Raw genomic sequence first — 18,722 nt, forward strand, 5'->3', positions numbered from 1 at the left:
CGCGCCGTGGCATCCTGACCGGGTGAACGGACCCGAGATCGACGTCGAAATCGCCCCCGAGCTGCGCCTGTTCGTCCCCAGGGCCCGCCCCACCGGCACCGCCCGCACCGCCACCGACGGCGTCTCCACGCTCGGCCACGTCGTCGAGTCCCTCGGCGTTCCGCTGACCGAGGTGGGCACGCTCCTCGTGGACGGCCGCGAGGTGGCGCCCGGACACGTCCCCACGGGCGGCGAGTCGGTCAGCGTACGGCCCGTCGAGCACCCCCAGAAGGTCCCGGGCGCTCCCCTGCGCTTCCTGCTCGACGTGCACCTCGGCACTCTCGCCCGCCGGCTGCGGCTGCTCGGCGTGGACACGGCGTACGAGTCGACGGACCTCGGCGACCCGGCGCTCGCCGCACTGTCGGCGGCCGAGAAACGGGTCCTGCTCAGCCGCGACCGCGGCCTGCTGCGCCGCCGTGAGCTGTGGGCCGGCGGCTACGTGTACAGCACCCGCCCCGAGGACCAGCTCCGGGAGGTCCTGGCCCGGTTCCGGCCCGAGCTGCGCCCGTGGACCCGGTGCACCGCCTGCAACGGCCTGCTGCGGGAGGCCACCAAGGAGGAGGTGGCCGACCAGCTCAAGGGCGGCACCGAGCGGTCGTACGACGTGTTCGCGCAGTGCCGCGCCTGTGGACGCGCGTACTGGAAGGGCGCGCACCACGAGCAGCTGGAAGCCCTCGTGGAGCGCGCCCTCGCCGAGTTCGCCCAGGGGCGCTAGCGGCGCTTCTTGAGCACGTCCCCCTTGCCGCAGGCGACGCCGTCCCCGTTCGGGTCCAGGCGCAGCGGATCGTCCTTGCCGTTGACCGCCAGGCGGCCGTACTCGTTGCGCTTCAGCCAGTCGCAGCGGGCGGCCGTCGTCTTCTTCACCTCGGCCGGGAAGACGGTCGGCACGCAGACGTTGGCGGAACCGTAGTGGCGGTCGCAGCCCGAGACGGTGGGGGCGACCGGCTGCGAGGCGCGCTTCTTGCCGGGCTTCGACACCTTGCCCCGCGGGGCGTCGGCGAAGGAGTGCACGTGCGCCGAGGCGTCCTTGGTGCTCAGCGCCCGCGGACCGTCGAGGTGCACCCACTTCGCCACCGAAGGCACCCCGTTCGCGTCGACCGCGAAGAGCATGTACCAGCCGGGCGGGGCGAGGTCGGGGTTGCTGGTGACGTTGAGGTCGACGTTGGCGCCGTCCACCGACAGGGGCAGGTCCACGAACCGCTGGTTCGGGTCCGAGGAGTGGGTGACGGCCGCCGGGCGGATCAGCTCCGCCTTGGCGATCGGCCGGTCGACGGTGATCCGCTGGGTGTCGCCGTAGGTCCACTCGGTGTCGATGACCGAGGTGATCGCCGGACGCTCGCCCTTGAGCAGGTAGGGCGGGGTGTAGACCGACACGTCGTGGTTCCAGGAGCCGTTGCCCGGGTTGTCGCCGGTGGTCATGACGCGGCCGTCGGGCAGCAGGAAGGCCGAGGAGTGGTAGCCGCGGGCCTCCGGGTCGGGGGCGACCGGGTCGAAGGTCTCGGTCTGCGGGTCGAAGAGCGAGGTCTCGTAGACCGGGTCCGCCCGGTTGTGCAGGGCGCCGCCGGTCTCCAGGACCTTCCCGTCGGGCAGCAGGACGGTGGACAGGTACATCTTGCCCTGGCCGCCGGTCTGCGGGACCGGGCCGTTGCCGAGGTCGACGGTGCCCTGCGGCAGCGGCGGCCCGGCGACGTACGCCGGGTTGGGCTGCTTGAGGTCGATGATGTCGGTGAGGCGGTTGGCGGCCGGGTTGGAGTCGATGTTGCCGCCGCCGACCGTCAGCACCTTCTGGTCCTGCGCCGGGGGCAGCAGCACGCTGGCGGACTGGTCGCGCACGTCCTTGTCCTGGAGGCCCGGGACCTGCGTGATGGTGTTGCCCTCGTAGTCGTAGATCGCCGAGCCGGTACCCGGGATGTTGTTGCCGAAGACGTGGCTGCCCGAGTAGAAGAGCCGGCCGTCCTGCATCAGGATCATCGACGGGTACAGGCCCCAGTACGACCAGGTCTGGTTGACCTGCCAGGTCGGCAGCCACTTCTGCTGCTCGTCCGACCACCGCTCGGCCGTCACCGAACCGGTGGAGTCCTCGCGCAGGCCGCCGAAGGAGATGACGTCCCCGTTGCCGAGGATCGTCGCCGACGGGTACCAGTGGCCGTCGTTCATGTCGTTGGTCTTCGTGTACGTCTCGGTCTCCGGGTCGAAGACGTACGAGTCCTTGTAGCCCTGGTAGCCGACCGTGCCGTCCGCCGACGGGTAGCCCTTGTTGCCGCTCATGACGAGGACGCGGCCGTCCTTGAGCTGCACGTGCCCGGCGCAGAACATGTCCTTGGGCGTCGGGATCGTCTCGTACGTGCCGGTCTGCGGGTCGTAGACGGCCGAGGTGAAGGTGCCCGCCTCGAACATCTCCGGGTCGTTGCCGGAGCCCGCGATCAGCAGCACCTTGCCGTTGTGCAGGACGACCGAGTGCATCGAGCGCACCGGGTTCTGCGTGGGCAGGACGTCCCAGCGGCCGTTCGCGCACTCCTCGGCGGTCCCCGTGCACTCCGGGTCCGGGACGGGGTCGGCGACCTGCTCCATCGTGTAGTCGTCGGTGGTCGCCGAGCCGGTGCCGTAGACCGAGACGCCCCAGCTGATGCGGTCGGTGCCGGCCGGGACCTCGGGGGTGCGGACGCTCGCCTGCGTCCAGCCTGCCGCCAGCTCCAGGGTCTTCAGGTCGGTCCAGTACTGCCAGCCCGCGGTGGCGTCGTGCCGGAAGAGGGTGAGGGCCGCGTCCGGGGTCGTCGTCTTGTACCAGAGCGAGAGGTCGTACTGCTTGCCCACCGTCACCACCGGCGCGCACGCGGTGGACTCGGTGATCAGCGCCTTGCGGTCGCCTTCGGCCCGGCGGGTCAGCTCCACCTTCATCGCCTTGTCGCCGGAGTGGGCGTCGGCGACCGTCTCGAAGGTGAAGTCGTTGTCCCCCCAGCCCGACTTCGACCAGCAGTACGGCATGTCGCCGGTGCCGGCGGTCTCGAAGCCCGGGTTCGTGATCAGGTTGGCGGCGGAGGCGGGCTGCGGTGCGGTGAGCAGGAGGCCGCCGGTGAGGGCGGACACCGCCAGGAGGGCGGAGGTTCTCCTTCGGGCGGTTCTCATGCGGCACTCCTTGACGTACGACGCCTGCGCGGGAGGTACACCAGCGCCTCCGTCCCGGCGAAACGCAGGACGAAGGTGATGACGAGGGCGAGGGCGGTGGCCGGCAGCACGGTCAGCCCGAACTGCCCGACCAGCAGGGCGATGAGCGGTATGCGCAGCACCAGGTCGGCGTTGGCGATCAGCGTGAAGCGCAGGGTCCGGTCGGCCCAGTGCCGGTGCCGGCGCCGGTCGCGGAAGAGCAGCCGCTCCAGGAGCAGGAAGTTCCAGGCCACGCCGAACTGGTTGGCGAGGACCTCGGCGGGCAGGTAGTGCAGCCCGGCCTCGGTCAGCGCCCACAGGGCGGCCAGGTTCGGCACGAAACCGCTCAGGCCGATCAGCCCGAAGACGACCATGCGGGCCAGCGGCGAGGCGGTGCGCAGGCCGGTCAGGTGGCGCAGGAAGCGCAGGCCCTCCTGTGCCGAGGACTTGGACTCGCCGGCGAACCGCTCCTCGAAGACGAACGGCACCTCGGTGACCGCCTGGGGGCGGCTGCGCACCGCCAGTTCGAGGAGGATCTTGTAGCCGAGGGGCTTGAGCACCTCGGCGGTGACCTCGCTGCGGCGGATGGCGAAGAAGCCGCTCATCGGGTCGCTGACGCCGTGCAGCCGGCGCGGGAAGAGCGCCTTGGTCAGCCAGGTCGCCGCCCGGGAGACCGCGATCCGGTAGCTGCCCGCCAGCCCGGCGCGGCTGCCGCCCTTGATGTAGCGCGAGGCGACGACGAGTCCGGCGCCCGCCCGCTCGCCGGTCGCGACCAGCTCCGGCACCAGGGAGGGCGGATGCTGGCAGTCGCCGTCCATGACGACGATCCAGTCCGACCCGGCCGCCTTCATGCCCTCGACGACCGCGCCGCCGAGCCCGCCGGACGGCTCCTCGCGGTGCAGGACGGTGACCGGGAAGGGGCAGTCGAGCGCCGCCGCGCGGATCACGTCCGGGGTGTCGTCGGTGGAGTCGTCCACGAAGACGACCTCGCAGGGCAGCCGGGCGGGCACGGACTCCGTGATCAGGTGCAGCAACCGCCGCACGTTCCCGGACTCGTTGAAGGTCGGTACGACGATGGTGACGGCGCCCGGCTCGGGCACCTCCGAGGCGCCGACGGCCGGATGGCCCAGCTCGCCGGGGACGGTGTACTCGTGACTCATCGGGCGCCTCCGGAGGACTGGACGCGGCGGATCTCGATGCGGTCCGCGCCGGTGCCGAAGACGGCGACCGGGGTCGAGTGGTTCATGGCGGCCCGGACGTTGGGCAGATCGACCGCGTCGCGCCGCACCGTCGGGGAGGCGACCACGTAGTCGATGTCGCGCCAGCCGCCCGGCATCGTCTTCGTCACGGCCGGGTCGAGGTCGGCCTTGTAGAACCAGATGACGCCGAGCCCCGGCTCGTACCCGGCGTGCACCAGGTCCAGCCAGAGCGCGTCGTCGACGAGCACGCGGGTGCCGGCCGGGTCCTCCACCTCGGTGTCCAGCCAGTCCGCGGCGGCCTCGTAGGGGGCGTTGGCGTCGGCGGTGACGGCGGTGCGGGCCCCGTCGTACCAGCGGGGGACGACATAGGCGCAGGCCGCCAGCGCCAAGGCGCCCGCCACGGCGTACCGGCCGAAGGTCAGACCCCGTCTCTCGTCCCGGGTACGGCGTCTGCGCAGCACGGCGTGGGCGACGCTCGCGGTGCCGCCGGCCAGCACCAGGGCGAGGAAGGGCAGCGCCTGGATGACGTACATCGCGGGCAGGTAGCCGCTCGGACGCAGGGCGAGGGCGGCGAGGATGCCCACCGTCAGGGCCGGGCCGGCCAGCGCCCGCGCGGTGACCGACCAGCGCCAGGTGGCCAGCAGGAGCAGCGCCCCGGCCAGGCCGCCCAGCGGCAGGACGCGGTCGTAGTACAGCCAGGACTGCAGGACGCCCCACGAACCGGAGCCCTCGTCGAGGATGAAGCCGGAGCCGGGCCGGGTGAGCTGGTACTCGACCCCCTCCCACAGCGAGACATGCCCGCTGCCCGGCAGCAACTCGCCCTTGAGCAGCGCGAACAGCGGATAGGAGAACCCGATGAGCGCGCAGGCCGTGACCGCACCGGTCAGCGCGAACTTCCGGGTGTCGCGGTGGCTGTGCCGCCAGGCGGTGACGAACAGGGCGGGCAGGACGACGAGCATCGTCTCCTTGGTGAGCACGGCCGTCGCGGCCGCGATGCCCGCGCCGAAGTGGTGCCACAGGTGCCGGCTCGGCGAGGCGGCCAGCGCGAACGCCAGCAGCGTCCACATCACCGCGAGGTTGTCGAGGAAGATCTCCCGCTGGAGGACCACGGAGAGCGGGGAGAGCCCGAAGAACACCATGGCGAGCCCGGCACCCCAGCGCGGCAGGGACAGCCGGCGGGCGATCACGTAGACGAGGACCGCGGAGACCGCGCTGATCAGCAGCATCACGCCGCGCATGGCGCCGACGGTCATCGACTCGGGGCTGATCAGCGCGGGGATCCAGGTCAGCACGGCTATCTGGATCCAGCCGAGCGGCGGGTGGTCGTACCAGTACGTGTAGTGGGCCAGGCCCTCACCCTGCTGCACCGCCCAGGCCTGGGCGAGGTAGGTGCCCTCGTCGTCGCTGAGGGTCGGGTAGTCGGAGATGTTCCAGCCCTGCACGAGCAGGATGGCGACGAGGAGCGCGCCGCACAGCAGCAGGTCCGGGTGGGCCGACCGCAGGCGGCCCGGTGGCGTGCTCGGTGCGGTGGCCGGGCCGGTGTCGTGGGCAGGTCTGCGCTGCGCGGGGACCTTGGTGCCGGTCGCCGCGGGGAGGGTGGAGGTCACGCGGGAACGTCCTCTCGGTCCACGGGCGTGAGGTGTGCGCCGACATGGCTGGTCAGCTCCCAGTCGTTGCGGCCGCGCTGCTCGCGCCACACGGCGCGGACGGCGGCCCCGGCGAGGAGGACCTGGTAGAAGGGGCCGCCGACGATCAGCTTGAGGTAGTGCGTGAAGCGGATCCGCAGGCCGTACTGCTTGCCGAAGTCGTGCAGGCCGACCACCTCGAAGACGAAGGTGACCAGCGCGGTGACGGCCGGCAGGAAGGTGACGAAGGCGATGCCGACCGGCACGTCCAGGAAGAGCGCGACCGCCGCGTTGAGCGGGATGATCACTCCGGTGAAGGCCTGGAGGAACGGCGTCATCAGGGTGTAGCGGGCCAGCAGCCGCTGGGTGAAGGTGGGCAGTTGCCGCCAGTCCTTCTTCCGGTACACCTGGAGGAAGCCCTGGTTCCAGCGGGTGCGCTGCTTCAGCAGGGAGACCAGGGTGTCCGGGGTCTCCTCGCGGGTGACCATGTCGGAGTCATAGGCGACCACGACCTTCTTGCCGATGCTGGAGAGCCGGACGCCGAGGTCGCAGTCCTCGGCCAGGCAGTCCGGGTCCCAGCCGTCGGCCGCCCGCAGCACGTCCGTGCGCACGAAGACGGTGTTGCCGCCGAGCGGGATGAACCCCTTCTGCGCGTGCAGGTGCAGCCGGGAACGGAACCAGAAGAAGTACTCCAGGCAGTTGCGCAGGCTGTACCAGCTGGAGTGGAAGTTGATCAGCTGGACCCCTCCCTGCACGACGTCGGCGCCGGTGGTGCGGAAGGCGTGGTCGACGTGGGCGAGCAGCTCCGGATGGACCTGGTCCTCGGCGTCGAAGACCCCGACGACGTCGCCGCGGCAGTGCGGCAGCGCCGTGTTCATGGCCTTCGGCTTGTTCTTCTTCTCATGGGTGTCGACGACGACCCGCACCCGCGGGTCACGGTCCGCGGCCCGTTCGGCGACGGCGGTGGTCTCCGGGTCGTCGTGCCCGACGATCACGATGATCTCGAAGTCGGTGTGGGACGAGGTCAGCAGCCGCTGGATGGTGTGGTCGAGCACGGCCTGCTCGTGCCGTGCGGGCAGCAGCAGCGAGAACGACACGTGCTCGTCCCCGTCCGGACTGCTGAACCGGGTGGAGGCGAGAACCTCCGGCGTACGCCAGGCGTGCATCTGCCACCACAGCGTGAACGCCGCCATCCAGAAGAGCGCCAGGGAAACGGCAGCGATGAAGACGGACGTCAGCAAAGATCCCCCCAGATCTTGAAATCCCCCGGCCGCGGCGGCACACCCAGAAGCGGGCGGCCGATCCGCCGCGGCACGGTGACGAGGTTAGGGGGTTTTCGTGAAGCTCATCAGCTCTTTCGATGAAGAGGGTGTTTCCTCACCATGAGGACCGGGTCTGAACAAAATGCCGTCGAGATCCGTACCGATCGTTTCCCTTTGTGCCCTTTCAGCTGTTCAGCCGCGCACGCAGCCGTTCCGGATCGGTCGTCGGGGCGTCGCAGGTGAAGTTCCGGCAGACGTACGCGGCCGGCGCCCCGTCCACCAGCGGCCGGTCGGCCAGCAGGGGGAACTCGTCGCTCCCCACCGTGCCCACGGCCACGACCGCGCCGGGAGCCGTCCCCAGGAGCGCCGTGCGGTGCAGGCCCCTCGTCGCACCGTCGTCCGGGGCCGGCCCCACGACGGCCACCTCCCGCGGCCCGTCGAGCAGCGCCTCGGCGGCGGCCAGCCCCCAGCCGATGAAACGCGGCACCCGCGGACCGAGCGCCTTCACGACGCCCAGGGCGCGCTCCGCCGCGGTGCGGTGGGGTACGGAGCCGGTGTGGGCGGCGTAGGACAGCAGGGCCCCGGCGGCGGCGCTCCAGCCGGACGGGGTCGCGTTGTCCGTGGGGTCCTGCGGGCGGCGGATCAGCCGCTCGGCGTCGGCCGCGGTGTCGTAGAGGGAGCCGGAGTCGTCGGTGAAGCGGGTGAGGACGTGGTCGAGCAGCAGCCCGGCGAAGTCCAGCCAGACGCCCTCCCCGGTGACCGACGCCAGCGCGAGGAGGCCCTCCGCCACGTCGGCGTAGTCCTCCAGCACCCCGGCATGGGCGCCCGCCCGGCCGTCCCTGCTGGTACGGAAGAGCCGCGCCTGCTCGTCGAGGTGCAGGCGCACCAGCAGGTCGGCGGCGGCGACGGCGGCCTCCACCAGGTCGGGGCGCTCGAAGTAGGCACCCGTCTCGGCGAGCGCGGCGATCGCCAGGCCGTTCCAGGCGGCGACGACCTTGTCGTCCCGGCCCGGGGCGGGGCGCCCGTCCCTGGCGGCCAGCAGCCGCTCCCGGACCGAGGCGATCCGCTCCGCCTCGAACACGCCCTCCTGCTGCGGCAGCTGCAGCACGGAGGAGCCCTGCTCGAAGGTGCCCTCCTCGGTCACGCCGAAGTACCGGGCGGCGAGCGCGGCGTCGTCGGCGCCGAGCACCTCGGTGAGCTGCGCGGGCGTCCACACGTAGTACGCGCCCTCGACGTGCCGGCCCGTCCCGTCGTCGCTGTCCGCGTCCAGCGCGGAGGCGAAGCCGCCCTCGGCGGTGCGCAGCTCCCGCACCATGAAGTCGGCGGTCTCCAGGGCGACCCGCCGGGCGAGGTCCGAGCCGGTCGCCCGCCACAGGTGCGCGTAGACCCGGCACAGCAGGGCGTTGTCGTACAGCATCTTCTCGAAGTGGGGCACGACCCACTCCCGGTCCACGGAGTAGCGCGCGAAACCGCCGCCGAGCTGGTCGTAGATCCCGCCGCGCGCCATCCGCTCGCAGGTGTCCCGCGCCATCTGGAGCGCGCCCTCCGCGCCGGTGCGCGCGTGGTGGCGCAGCAGGAACTCGACCACCATGGACGGCGGGAACTTCGGCGCCCCGCCGAACCCGCCGCGCTGCGGGTCGTACTCCCGGGTCAGCCCGAGCAGCGCCTGCCCGAGCTGCTCCTCGCCGGGCGCCTGCGCGTCGCCGTAGGAGATCTCCCGCCCCGCGAGGTCCCGCACGATCTTCCCGGCGACGTCGGTCACCTCGTCCCGCCGCTCCGCCCAGGCCTGGTGCACACCCTGGAGCACCTGCCGGAACGACGGCATCCCGTGCCGGGGCTCGGGCGGGTAATAGGTGCCGAAGTAGAAGGGCTCGGCGTCCGGCGTGAGGAACACGGTCATGGGCCAGCCCCCCTGCCCGGTCGCCGCCTGCACGGCCTCCATGTACACGGCGTCGACATCGGGGCGCTCCTCGCGGTCGACCTTGACGGCCACGAAGTGCTCGTTCAGGTAGGCGGCACCGGCCTCGTCCTCGAAGGACTCTGCGGCCATGACGTGACACCAGTGACAAGCGCTGTACCCGACGCTGAGGAGGACGGGGACGTCCCGCCGCCGGGCCTCCTCGAAGGCCTGGGGCTCCCACGGCCACCAGTCGATGGGGTTGTCCGCGTGCTGGAGGAGGTACGGGGACGTGGCCTGCGCGAGTCGATTGGGCATACCTCCATCTTGACGCACCCGCCCGGGCCCCGCCCGTACGCCACGGGGGCCGCCGTCGGCATCCGGTGATCGTCGCCCCCTCGCGCTGGCCCCCGGTCCGAAGGACACTGGTGGATCAGGGAGTTGCCGACAGGGCTGCCGCCGGAGGGGGACGCGACATGCGGGACGGGCATCGGGTGGAGGCCGAGCGGTTGTTGCGGCAGGCCGTGGAGGAGGAGGTGCGGCGGTCGGGCGGCCGCACGGACGGGAACGTGCTGCTGTCCCGGGCGCGCGGGTCGCTCGACGCGATGGCGGGGGCGGCCGCCGAGGAGTACGCGGCCTACACGCACGCCCTGGACGAGGCCGAGGCCGGGCAGCTCACCTTCCGGCAGCGGTACGCCCGAGAGGGCGCCGGCACTCCCCTGCTGGTGGCCGGCGTGGCGGCGGTCGCCGCGGTGGTGGCCGACATGGCGCTCGGCACCGGCACCGGCACGGCGGTGGGCGCGGGCGTGGCCGTCGGCGTCGTGGGAGCCGCGGCGACCGTCGTCAAGGTGGTCGGCTCGCACGTGCCGGCCGCCCATCACCGCGCCGGGGCCGTCAGCCAGCCCGGCGGGCCCGAGCAGTTGCGGTTGCAGTGGCTGACGGCGCTGGAGGTGCGCGGCATCCGGCCCTTCCTGGACCAGCAGCGGATGCTGGCCGCGTCCACCGGGCCGAAGAAGGCGGGGCCGAAGCTGCGGGGTGCCGACAAGAGCGCCGCGGCCCGGGGACGCAGCGCGCTGGAGCAGTCGTTCGCGCAACTCCCGGAGCCCCGGGGCACCTTCGCCGGCCGGCGGCGGGAGATGGCGCGGTTGCGGCAGTGGGTGCAGGCGGCCCGGGCGAGCACGGAGACGAAGCCGACGGTCGTGGTGCTGCACGGGGCGCCCGGCAGCGGCCGGACGACACTCGCCGTGCGCGCCGCGCACGAGCTGCGGGACTACTTCCGCGGGGCCTGTGTGGTGGACCTGCGCGGGGACGGTCCCGGGCCGGACGGTGAGTCGCCGCTGAGCACCCGGGACGCCCTGCTGCACCTGCTGAACCGGTTGGGGGCGCCCCGCGAGCAACTCCTGTTCCGGGAGCGGTCCTCGGCGGACCAGCAGGTCAAGCGGCTCAGCGAGCTGTACCACCAGCATCTGACCGGGGTGCCGGTGGCCGTCGTGCTGGACGACGCCAAGGACGCCGAGCAGGTGCGCGCGCTGGTGCCGGAGCGGTCGGACAGCCTGGTGCTGGTCACCGCGCGGGAGGCGCTGGAGCTGCCGGCCGACCTGCCCGCCCGGGCGTACCACCTGCCGGTGGAGGCGCTGGACGCGGCGGGCGCGGAGGAGTTGCTGGGGGCCGCCGCGCAGGACACCTCGGGCCCCTACGACGCCGAGTCGGCCGATCTGGTGCGGCAGTTGTGCGGTGGGCTGCCGCTGGCGCTGCGCATCGCGGGGTCGTCGCTGGGGCCGCGCTCGCCGCGCGCCCTGGCGACCGACCTGGGCGCGTACGGGCCGGTGGAACCGGTCGAGCGGGTGCTGTGGCTGCGCTACACCGACCAGCCGGAGCCGGCCAGGCGGCTGCTGCGCCGGCTGGCGCTGGCGGGGCGCACCTCGCTGGGCAATCCGGCGGCGGCCGCGCTGCTGGCCACGGACGAGACGGAGGCGGCCCGGCAGTTGGACGCGCTGGCCCGGGCGGGCCTGATCGACCGCGTCCGCGGCAGCCGCTACCGGCTGCACGACTCGGTGCGCGCCTTCGCGCGGGCCCGGCTCGCCGACGAGGAGGAGCCGGGCGAGCGGGCGGCGGCGCAGGAGCGGCTGATCGCGAACTACGCCGAGCTGGCCGACTCGGTGCTGCGCCTGATCGACGGCAACGTGTCGACCCGCTCCGACCGGTTCGGGAGTCACGGTTTCACGTCCCTGGACGAGGCGCTGCGCTGGCTGGACGACGAGTCGAGCTTCATCACGGCGGCGCTCAGACACGCGGAGGGCGTGGACCAGCGCGCGGTGCTGAACCTGCTGGGCGCGCTGTGCGACTACTGCCTGCTGCGCGGCGACCTGTACCGGCTGGGGGAGATCAGCGAGCTGGCGCAGTCCGTGGACCAGGAGCTGCTGGTGCGCTCGGTGCAGTGGCGTACCGGTATCGCGGCCCGGCAGCTCGGCGAGCTGGACAAGGCGCGGACGACGCTCACCTCCGTGGTGGACCTGTACCGGGAGGCGCACCATGACGCGGGGGCGGCGCGTGCCCTGTGCTCGCTGGGCATCACGCTGCACCACCAGGGCAACCTGACCGAGGCGGCGGCGAAGCTGCGGGAGGCGCTGGACCTGCAGGCCCCGCCCGAGCTGGACACGGACCGGGCGTGGACGCTGCACGCGTTGGCGGCGGTGCAGCGGGACCGGGCCCGGCTGGCGGAGGCGCTGGAGCTGCTGACCGAGTCGCTGGTGCTGCACCGGGCGGGTGAGTCGGTGCACGGCCAGGCCTGGGCCCACTTCCAGCTCGGTCAGCTCCGTCTGCGCATGGGGGACGTACCGCGCGCGGAGACGGATCTGCGGACGGCGCTGGAGCTGTACGGCCGCACCCAGGACGCCCGCGGCGAGGCCTGGGCCCTGACCCAGCTGGCGCGGGCGCGGCTGGTGGACGGCGACGCCACGGAGGCGCTGGACGAGCTGCGGCGGGCGGCCGCCCGGCACCGGGAGAACGAGGACGCGCGGGGCGAGGCCTGGACGGTGTACTACGTGGGCCAGGCGCTGGAGGAGACGGGCGCGCTGGACCAGTCGGTCCGCGAGCTGGAGCGCTCCCGCACGATGTTCTCCCGGATGCGGGACGTCTACGGTCTGGCCTGCGCCCGGCACCATTCGGCGCGGGTGACCCGGGACCAGCGCGCCGCCCGGACGGGGTCGCTGCGCAACTCCGGCTTCGCCCGCCAGCTCCTGGTCGACGCGCGCGCCGACTTCCAGCGCATCGGCGTCGGTCACGGGGAGGCGTGGACCTGTCTGGAGCTGGCGGTGGTGGACGCGGGCAACGCCCGTACCCCGCAGGCGCTGGCGCTGTGCGACGAGGCCGCGGCGCTCTTCGCGGCGTACGGCGACCGGCGGGGCGGCGACTGGGCCCGCTTCCTGCGCTGCACCCTGCTGCCGTACGCCGCGCCGGGGGGCGTGGAGGTGGGTACGGCGGTGGCGCAGGAGGAGCTGGCTCAGTTGGCGCGGGCCGGCCACCCGGCTCGGGACGGGAAGCTGGACGACTACGTGGAGGCGTACCGGCTGCTCCTGGAGCGGGGCGTGCAGCTGGAGGACGGCTGGCAGGCCTGGCGGCTGGGCATGGTGCCCAGCCGCCAGGCCCGCGAGGTGATGGGGGTGGCGGTGCCGGCGTGACCGCGGGCGGTGCCGGCACCGGCTCGGCGGTCGCGGGTCGGTCCCCCTCCCGGGCCCGGGCGAACCCGGGCAGGGGTGGGGGCACACCTCACGCCGACGTCAGGCACCCCGCCCGCGTCAGGCACCCCGGCCGCGTCAGCCCTTCTGCGGCTCCGCCCGGCCGGAGGCCTCCGCCTCCGGGTCCGGTGCCTCCTTGAAGTCCACCTTGCCCATGTGGCGGCTCATGGACCGCATCAGGCCCCACACCGCCAGGGCCATCACCGCGAAGACGATGAAGCCGAGGACGCCGGGGGTGACCTTGTCCTCGTCGAGTTCGGCGAGGGTGACGAGGTGCGTCATTGCCAGGCTTGCGCTTGCACTCATGTCAGGCATTGTCCCGGACGCCCGCGAAGAGGTCGTCCTCGGGGAGGGAAGTGTCCACGAGGGACTTGGCGAGCTCGTACTCCTCGGTGGGCCAGACCTCCTTCTGGATCTCCATCGGCACCCGGAACCAGCCCCCGTCGGGGTCGATCTGCGTGGCGTGCGCGATCAGCGCCTTGTCCCGGATCTCGAAGAAGTCGGCGCACGGCACGTGCGTGGTGAGCGTGCGCTCCTTGCGCTCGAACTCCGACCAGCGCTTGAGCCAGTCCTCGTAGGGGGACTCCAGGCCGCGCTCCAGCAGCGCGTTGTGCAGCGCCTCGGTGCGGGGGCGGTTGAAGCCCTGGTTGTAGTACACCTTCACCGGCTGGTACGCCGGTCCGTACTCCGCCTCCGGGTACTTCGCGGTGTCCGCCGCGCCCTCGAAGGCCACCATCGTGATCTTGTGGGTCATGATGTGGTCGGGGTGCGGGTAGCCGCCGTTCTCGTCGTAGGTGGTGATCACCTGGGGGCGGAAGGAGCGGATCTTGCGCACCAGTTCCCCGGCCGCCTTGTCGACGTCCTCCAGGGCGAAGCAGCCCTCCGGCAGGGGCGGCAGCGGGTCGCCCTCGGGCAGTCCGGAGTCGACGAAGCCGAGCCACTCCTGCTTGACGCCCAGGATCTCCCGGGCCTCGTCCATCTCCTTCTTGCGCACCTCGTGGATGTGCTCCTCGATGTAGGCGTCCCCCTGGAGCTTGGGGTTGAGGATGGAGCCGCGCTCCCCGCCCGTGCAGGTCACCACCAGCACGTCCACCCCCTCGGACACGTACTTCGCCATGGTGGCCGCGCCCTTGCTCGACTCGTCGTCGGGGTGGGCGTGGACGGCCATCAATCGCAGCTGGTCAGTCAAGACTCATTCCTCGGTCGGTCGGCGCCCGTGTAGGTCGGCGCAATCCAATGGGTGCCGCCCCGCGGGGGCGTCGTCGAGGGGCGGCGGTCGGGGGCGGGCGGGCGGCTTCTATAGTGACCGAATCGGGGGCGGAATAATTCCGGAGCCCGGCAGGTCCGGCTCCCGCCGAGAGGACGATCATGAGCACGGCGAGCACACGCACGCCCGAGAGCCGCTACGGCCGCTCCTCGGACGAACGGGCCGACCGCACCCTCAAGATCGTCGGCGCCGTGCTCGGCGCCGTCCTGCTCGCGGTGATCGGCTGGTTCGGTTACCACTACGTCGGCCAGAACAAGATCAGCGGTGAGCTGATCGGTTTCGAGCTCGCGGAGGACTCGGTGCAGGTGCACCTGGAGGTCCGCAAGGACGCCGGGGCGACCGGCTACTGCACCGTCCGCTCCCAGGCGGAGGACGGCGACGAGGTGGGCCGGGCCGACTTCCGCTTCGACGGGGACGACACGCGCATCGACCGGGTCGTCACGCTGCGGACGAAGGCCGCGGGCACGTCCGCCGAGCTGCTCGGCTGCCACGCGGACTGACTCCGCGAGGCCCGCCCGCACGAATCCACCGCCACTGACCTGCGATGACGGGAATCTGGTGGCTTATGTCCTCCCCCTTTGGCCACTGAATTGTTAGGCTCGTGGTTTCGCCCTTCCGTGAAGGAACATCCTTCTGGGTAGGGCGTTGATTTGTATTCCCTGTACCAACGAGGAGCACCCGTGACCCAGACCAGCGAGAACGTCACCTGGCTGACCCAGGAGGCGTACAACAAGCTCAAGGAGGAGCTTGAATACCTTACTGGTCCCGCGCGCACCGAGATCTCTGCCAAGATCGCCGCCGCGCGTGAGGAGGGGGACCTGCGCGAGAACGGCGGGTACCACGCGGCGAAGGAGGAGCAGGGCAAGCAGGAGCTCCGTGTGCGCCAGCTGACCCAGCTGCTGGAGAGCGCCAAGGTGGGCGAGGCCCCGGCCGCGAACGGCTCGGTGGCCCCCGGCATGGTCGTCACGATCGCCTTCGACGGTGACGAGGACGACACGCTGACCTTCCTGCTCGCCTCGCGCGAGTACGCGAGCTCGGACATCGAGACCTACTCGCCGCAGTCCCCGCTGGGCTCGGGCGTCATCGGCCACAAGGTCGGCGATGACGCGCAGTACGAGCTGCCCAACGGCAAGCCGGCCTCCGTGAAGATCCTCAAGGCCGAGCCCTACAACGGCTGACCCGGCGGCCCGGCCGGTGTCCCCGGCCCGTCCGCGACGGCCCCCGGCGTCCGATGACGCCGGGGGCTTCGTCATGCAGGCTTCGTCACGCGGAGGCCGACCGGTACTTGCGCACCGCCAGCGTCCGGAAGACCACGACGATCAGGACGGACCAGATCACCGAGGCCCAGACGGGATGCTGCATGGGCCAGGCGTCGGACTGCACGACACCCGGGTTGCCGAACAGTTCCCGGCAGGCCTGCACCGTGGCGCTGAAGGGGTTCCACTCGGCGATGTGCCGGAGCCAGGGGGTCATCTGGCTGGAGTCCACGAAGGCGTTCGAGACGAACGTCACCGGGAACAGCCAGATGATCCCTCCGGAGGTCGCCGCCTCCGGGGTGCGCACGGACAGGCCGATGAGCGCTCCGATCCAGGTGAAGGCGTAGCCCAGGAGGAGCAGCAGGGCGAAGCCGGCGAGGATCCGTACCGCGGTGGTCGGCTCGGCGGAGCCGGTGCGCCAGCCGACGATCAGCGCGACGATCGCCAGCACGAGCAGGGTGATGGCGGTCTGCACGAGGTCGGCGACGGTGCGGCCGGTCAGCACCGCGCCGCGGGCCATGGGCAGGGAGCGGAAGCGGTCGACGAGCCCCTTCTGCATGTCGTCGGCGATACCGGCCGCGGATCCCGCGGTGGCGAAGGTGACGGTCTGCGCGAAGATGCCCGCCATCAGGAAGTCCTTGTAGACGTCCGGGTCGGTGGTGTTCCCGATGCGCATCGAACCGCCGAAGACGTACGTGAACAGGACCACGAACATCACCGGCTGGACGACCCCGAACAGGACCATCTCGGGGATCCTGGTCATCCGGATCAGGTTGCGGCGGGCGATGACCAGGGAGTCCCGGACGGACTGGCCGATCGGGTGGGTGGTCGCCGCGACCTGCTCGGTGTCGGTGGTGGCGGTACTCACTGGACGGTCTCCTTCCGGTCCGCGTGGCCGGCGCCGGACGCCGGGTCCTGGTCGCCGTCCCCGGCGGTCTCGGTCTCGGCCACGTGGCCGGTGAGGGAGAGGAAGACGTCGTCGAGGGTGGGGCGGCGCAGGCCGATGTCGTCGATCTCGATGCCGCGGACGTCGAGTTCGCGGATGACCTCGGCGAGCAGCTTGGCGCCGCCGGTGACGGGGACGGTGAGTTTGCGGGTGTGGTCCTCGACGGTGGTGGGGCCCTTGCCGAAGCCGGCGAGCACCTCGGCCGCCGTCGAGATGTGTCCCCGCTCGTGGACCACGACCTCGACGCGCTCGCCGCCGGTCCGGGCCTTGAGCTGGTCGGAGGTGCCGCGGGCGATGACGCGGCCGTGGTCGACGACCGCGATGTCGTGCGCGAGGTGGTCGGCCTCCTCCAGGTACTGCGTGGTCAGCAGCAGGGTGGTCCCGCCGGAGACGAGCTGCTTGATGACCTCCCACAGCTCCTGCCGGTTGCGCGGGTCGAGGCCGGTCGTCGGTTCGTCCATGAACATGACGGGTGGGGAGACGACCAGGGCCGCCGCGAGGTCGAGCCGGCGGCGCATGCCTCCCGAGTAGGTCTTCGTGGGGCGGTCGGCCGCGTCCGTGAGGTGGAACTGGTCGAGCAGCTCGCGGGCCCGGACCTTCGCGGCCTTGGCGCGCATCTGGTAGAGCTGGCCGACCATCTGCAGGTTCTCCCGGCCGGTCAGGTACTCGTCGACCGCGGCGAACTGGCCGGAGAGGCCGATCGAGCGCCGCACCTCGTTGGGGTGCCTGAGCACGTCGATGCCCGCGACGACCGCCTTGCCGCTGTCGGGGCGGAGCAGGGTGGTCAGGCAGCGCACGGCGGTGGTCTTGCCCGCGCCGTTCGGTCCGAGCAGACCGAGGACCGTCCCCTCGGGGACGTCCAGGTCGACGCCGTCCAGAGCCCTTACGTCACCGAAGGTCTTCACCAGGCCTTCGGCGTAGATGGCGCCTGGCATATGAGTCTCCACGTCGTCGGGGATTCTTCGCAAAGCCTAGGTTTGTACGGTTCGACGCGCTCAGCGAGCGAATTACGACACACCATAACGCGATGTATCGCGTCCGACCAGGCTTGGGGACGAACTGCCTCGAACGAGTGAACGCCGGGTCGAGGGCGGTCGCCGGGGGGCGTCAGCCGATGACGGGGTAGCCCGACTCGTGCAGCGCCCGGCCGACCTCGGCGCAGTGCTCCGGGCCCTTGGTCTCCAGATGCAGCTCGACCTCGGCCTCCGTGAGCCCGAGCCGCGGATCGGTCCGCACGTGACTCACGTCGAGGACGTTGGCGTCGACCACGGACAGCACCCCGAGAAGCGTGGCGAGCGCCCCCGGCCGGTCCGTCAGGCGCAGCCGGACCGCCAGGTAGCGGCCCTGGGCCGCCATGCCGTGCCGCAGCACGCCCTGCATCAGCACCGGGTCCACGTTCCCCCCGGACAGCACCGCCACCACGGGCCCCTCGAAGGTGTCCGGGGCGCTGAGCAGGGCCGCCACCGGACTCGCCCCGGCCGGCTCCACGACCAGTTTGGCCCGCTCCAGGCAGAGCAGCAGAGCGGTGGACAGCTCGTCCTCGGAGACCGTACGGACCTCGTCCACCAGGTCGCCGACGATCCGGAACGGCACGTCGCCGGGCCGCCCCACCTTGATGCCGTCGGCCATCGTCGCCGGATGCTCGACGGCCACCGGCCGCCCGGCCGCCAGGGACGGCGGGTACGCCGCCGCCCCCTCGGCCTGCACGCCCACGATCCGCACGTCCGGCCGCAGCGCCTTCACCGCGACCGCGATCCCGGCCGCCAGACCTCCCCCGCCGATGCCGACCACGACCGTCCGCACCTCGGGGCACTGCTCCAGCACCTCCAGCCCGACGGTGCCCTGGCCCGCGATGACGTCCGGATGGTCGAAGGGGTGGATGAACACCGCGCCGGTGCGCTCCGCGTACTCCTGCGCGGCGGCCAGCGTCTCGTCGACGACCTGGCCGTGCAGCCGCACCTCGGCGCCGTACTCCCGGGTCGCGCTGATCTTCGGCAGCGGGGCGCCCTTCGGCATGAACACCGTGGCACGCACTCCGAGCAGCGAGGAGGCAAGGGCCACGCCCTGGGCGTGGTTCCCCGCGCTCGCCGCGACCACTCCGGCGGCCCGCTGCTCGGGCAGCAGCCCGGCGATCCTGACGTAGGCGCCGCGCAGTTTGAAGGAGCCCGTCCGCTGGAGGTTCTCGCACTTGAGGTGGACGGGCGCGCCGACCAGCTGGGACAGGTGCCTGCTGCCCTCCATCGCCGTCACCCGCGCCACGCCCGAGAGCATTTTCTGTGCCCCGCGCACGTCGTCGAGGGTGACGGGTCCGACGAGGGCGGCCGTGCTGTAGCTCATGCCTCCAGCATCG

14 protein-coding genes are annotated in these 18,722 nt (G+C 72.1%); 4 read left to right on the forward strand and 10 right to left on the reverse strand.

The genetic code is table 11. From position 1 onward, the window contains the following. Positions 1-22: 22 nt before the first annotated feature. Positions 23-754 carry a Mut7-C RNAse domain-containing protein gene (locus tag ACZ6EG_RS17835; protein ID WP_391969764.1) on the forward strand — a complete coding sequence of 244 codons (732 nt, stop codon included), beginning with the start codon at positions 23-25 and terminating at the stop codon, positions 752-754. On the opposite strand, the gene ACZ6EG_RS17840 is transcribed toward ACZ6EG_RS17835, so the two are convergent. The 5 genes from ACZ6EG_RS17840 to ACZ6EG_RS17860 all read right to left on the reverse strand — a co-directional run bounded on the left by ACZ6EG_RS17840 (position 751) and on the right by ACZ6EG_RS17860 (position 9,484). Next, positions 751-3,165 carry a galactose oxidase-like domain-containing protein gene (locus ACZ6EG_RS17840; protein ID WP_469605489.1) on the reverse strand — a complete coding sequence of 805 codons (2,415 nt, stop codon included), beginning with the start codon at positions 3,163-3,165 and terminating at the stop codon, positions 751-753. The genes ACZ6EG_RS17835 and ACZ6EG_RS17840 overlap by 4 nt on opposite strands. After that, positions 3,162-4,343, reverse strand: coding sequence for a glycosyltransferase (locus tag ACZ6EG_RS17845; protein ID WP_361017687.1), 1,182 nt, complete (start codon positions 4,341-4,343; stop codon positions 3,162-3,164). Before ACZ6EG_RS17845 ends, ACZ6EG_RS17840 begins: the two co-directional genes overlap by 4 nt. Then, positions 4,340-5,989, reverse strand: coding sequence for an ArnT family glycosyltransferase (locus tag ACZ6EG_RS17850; protein WP_391969766.1), 1,650 nt, complete (start codon positions 5,987-5,989; stop codon positions 4,340-4,342). Before ACZ6EG_RS17850 ends, ACZ6EG_RS17845 begins: the two co-directional genes overlap by 4 nt. Then, positions 5,986-7,248, reverse strand: a complete 1,263-nt coding sequence (locus ACZ6EG_RS17855; RefSeq protein WP_391969767.1) for a glycosyltransferase — start codon at positions 7,246-7,248, stop codon at positions 5,986-5,988. The genes ACZ6EG_RS17850 and ACZ6EG_RS17855 overlap by 4 nt, the downstream gene beginning before the upstream one ends. 205 nt (positions 7,249-7,453) lie before the next feature. Continuing rightward, complete coding sequence (locus ACZ6EG_RS17860; RefSeq protein WP_469605494.1) at positions 7,454-9,484, reverse strand: thioredoxin domain-containing protein; 2,031 nt, start codon at positions 9,482-9,484, stop codon at positions 7,454-7,456. A 158-nt stretch (positions 9,485-9,642) separates the two neighbouring features. Here ACZ6EG_RS17860 and ACZ6EG_RS17865 point away from each other — a divergent pair, with 158 nt between their 5' ends. Then, a complete protein-coding gene (locus ACZ6EG_RS17865) occupies positions 9,643-12,846 on the forward strand; it encodes a tetratricopeptide repeat protein (RefSeq protein ID WP_469605497.1) in 3,204 nt (1,067 codons plus the stop codon). Between the two features lie 135 nt (positions 12,847-12,981). Here ACZ6EG_RS17865 and ACZ6EG_RS17870 read toward each other — a convergent pair whose 3' ends face one another. Then, entirely contained in the window at positions 12,982-13,218 is a 237-nt protein-coding gene (locus ACZ6EG_RS17870) for a hypothetical protein (RefSeq protein WP_356604051.1), read from the reverse strand. Beyond that, positions 13,211-14,092: a mycothiol conjugate amidase Mca gene (gene mca, locus ACZ6EG_RS17875; RefSeq protein WP_391969776.1), complete on the reverse strand. Its 882-nt coding sequence runs from the start codon at positions 14,090-14,092 to the stop codon at positions 13,211-13,213. Before mca ends, ACZ6EG_RS17870 begins: the two co-directional genes overlap by 8 nt. 179 nt (positions 14,093-14,271) lie before the next feature. Between mca and ACZ6EG_RS17880 the strand changes: the two genes are divergently transcribed. Both ACZ6EG_RS17880 and greA read left to right on the forward strand, forming a co-directional pair. Further along, positions 14,272-14,670 (forward strand): DUF4307 domain-containing protein, encoded by a 399-nt coding sequence (locus ACZ6EG_RS17880; protein WP_391969775.1) that lies wholly within the window; start codon positions 14,272-14,274, stop codon positions 14,668-14,670. A 180-nt stretch (positions 14,671-14,850) separates the two neighbouring features. Further along, positions 14,851-15,348 carry a transcription elongation factor GreA gene (gene greA / locus ACZ6EG_RS17885; protein WP_356604045.1) on the forward strand — a complete coding sequence of 166 codons (498 nt, stop codon included), beginning with the start codon at positions 14,851-14,853 and terminating at the stop codon, positions 15,346-15,348. An 85-nt stretch (positions 15,349-15,433) separates the two neighbouring features. On the opposite strand, the gene ACZ6EG_RS17890 is transcribed toward greA, so the two are convergent. From ACZ6EG_RS17890 to ilvA, 3 genes are all read right to left on the reverse strand, one after another. Further along, a complete protein-coding gene (locus tag ACZ6EG_RS17890; RefSeq protein WP_391969774.1) occupies positions 15,434-16,294 on the reverse strand; it encodes an ABC transporter permease in 861 nt (286 codons plus the stop codon). After that, positions 16,291-17,307 carry an ATP-binding cassette domain-containing protein gene (locus ACZ6EG_RS17895; RefSeq protein ID WP_391969773.1) on the reverse strand — a complete coding sequence of 339 codons (1,017 nt, stop codon included), beginning with the start codon at positions 17,305-17,307 and terminating at the stop codon, positions 16,291-16,293. Before ACZ6EG_RS17895 ends, ACZ6EG_RS17890 begins: the two co-directional genes overlap by 4 nt. A 172-nt stretch (positions 17,308-17,479) precedes the next feature. Beyond that, positions 17,480-18,709 (reverse strand): threonine ammonia-lyase, encoded by a 1,230-nt coding sequence (gene ilvA, locus ACZ6EG_RS17900; protein WP_391969772.1) that lies wholly within the window; start codon positions 18,707-18,709, stop codon positions 17,480-17,482. Between the last annotated feature and the right edge of the window lie 13 nt (positions 18,710-18,722).

It is taken from the genome of Streptomyces sp. NPDC041968 (assembly GCF_055589025.1).

What these genes read in the sequence shown, in the direction of transcription:
- ACZ6EG_RS17845 (WP_361017687.1), bottom strand. Translation starts at nt 4,343, where the DNA reads ATGAGTCACGAGTACACCGTCCCCGGCGAGCTGGGCCATCCGGCCGTC.
- ACZ6EG_RS17895 (WP_391969773.1), bottom strand. Translation starts at nt 17,307, where the DNA reads ATGCCAGGCGCCATCTACGCCGAAGGCCTGGTGAAGACCTTCGGTGAC.
- ACZ6EG_RS17865 (WP_469605497.1), top strand. Translation starts at nt 9,643, where the DNA reads ATGCGGGACGGGCATCGGGTGGAGGCCGAGCGGTTGTTGCGGCAGGCC.
- ACZ6EG_RS17870 (WP_356604051.1), bottom strand. Translation starts at nt 13,218, where the DNA reads ATGCCTGACATGAGTGCAAGCGCAAGCCTGGCAATGACGCACCTCGTC.
- ACZ6EG_RS17860 (WP_469605494.1), bottom strand. Translation starts at nt 9,484, where the DNA reads ATGCCCAATCGACTCGCGCAGGCCACGTCCCCGTACCTCCTCCAGCAC.
- ACZ6EG_RS17880 (WP_391969775.1), top strand. Translation starts at nt 14,272, where the DNA reads ATGAGCACGGCGAGCACACGCACGCCCGAGAGCCGCTACGGCCGCTCC.
- ACZ6EG_RS17840 (WP_469605489.1), bottom strand. Translation starts at nt 3,165, where the DNA reads ATGAGAACCGCCCGAAGGAGAACCTCCGCCCTCCTGGCGGTGTCCGCC.
- ilvA (WP_391969772.1), bottom strand. Translation starts at nt 18,709, where the DNA reads ATGAGCTACAGCACGGCCGCCCTCGTCGGACCCGTCACCCTCGACGAC.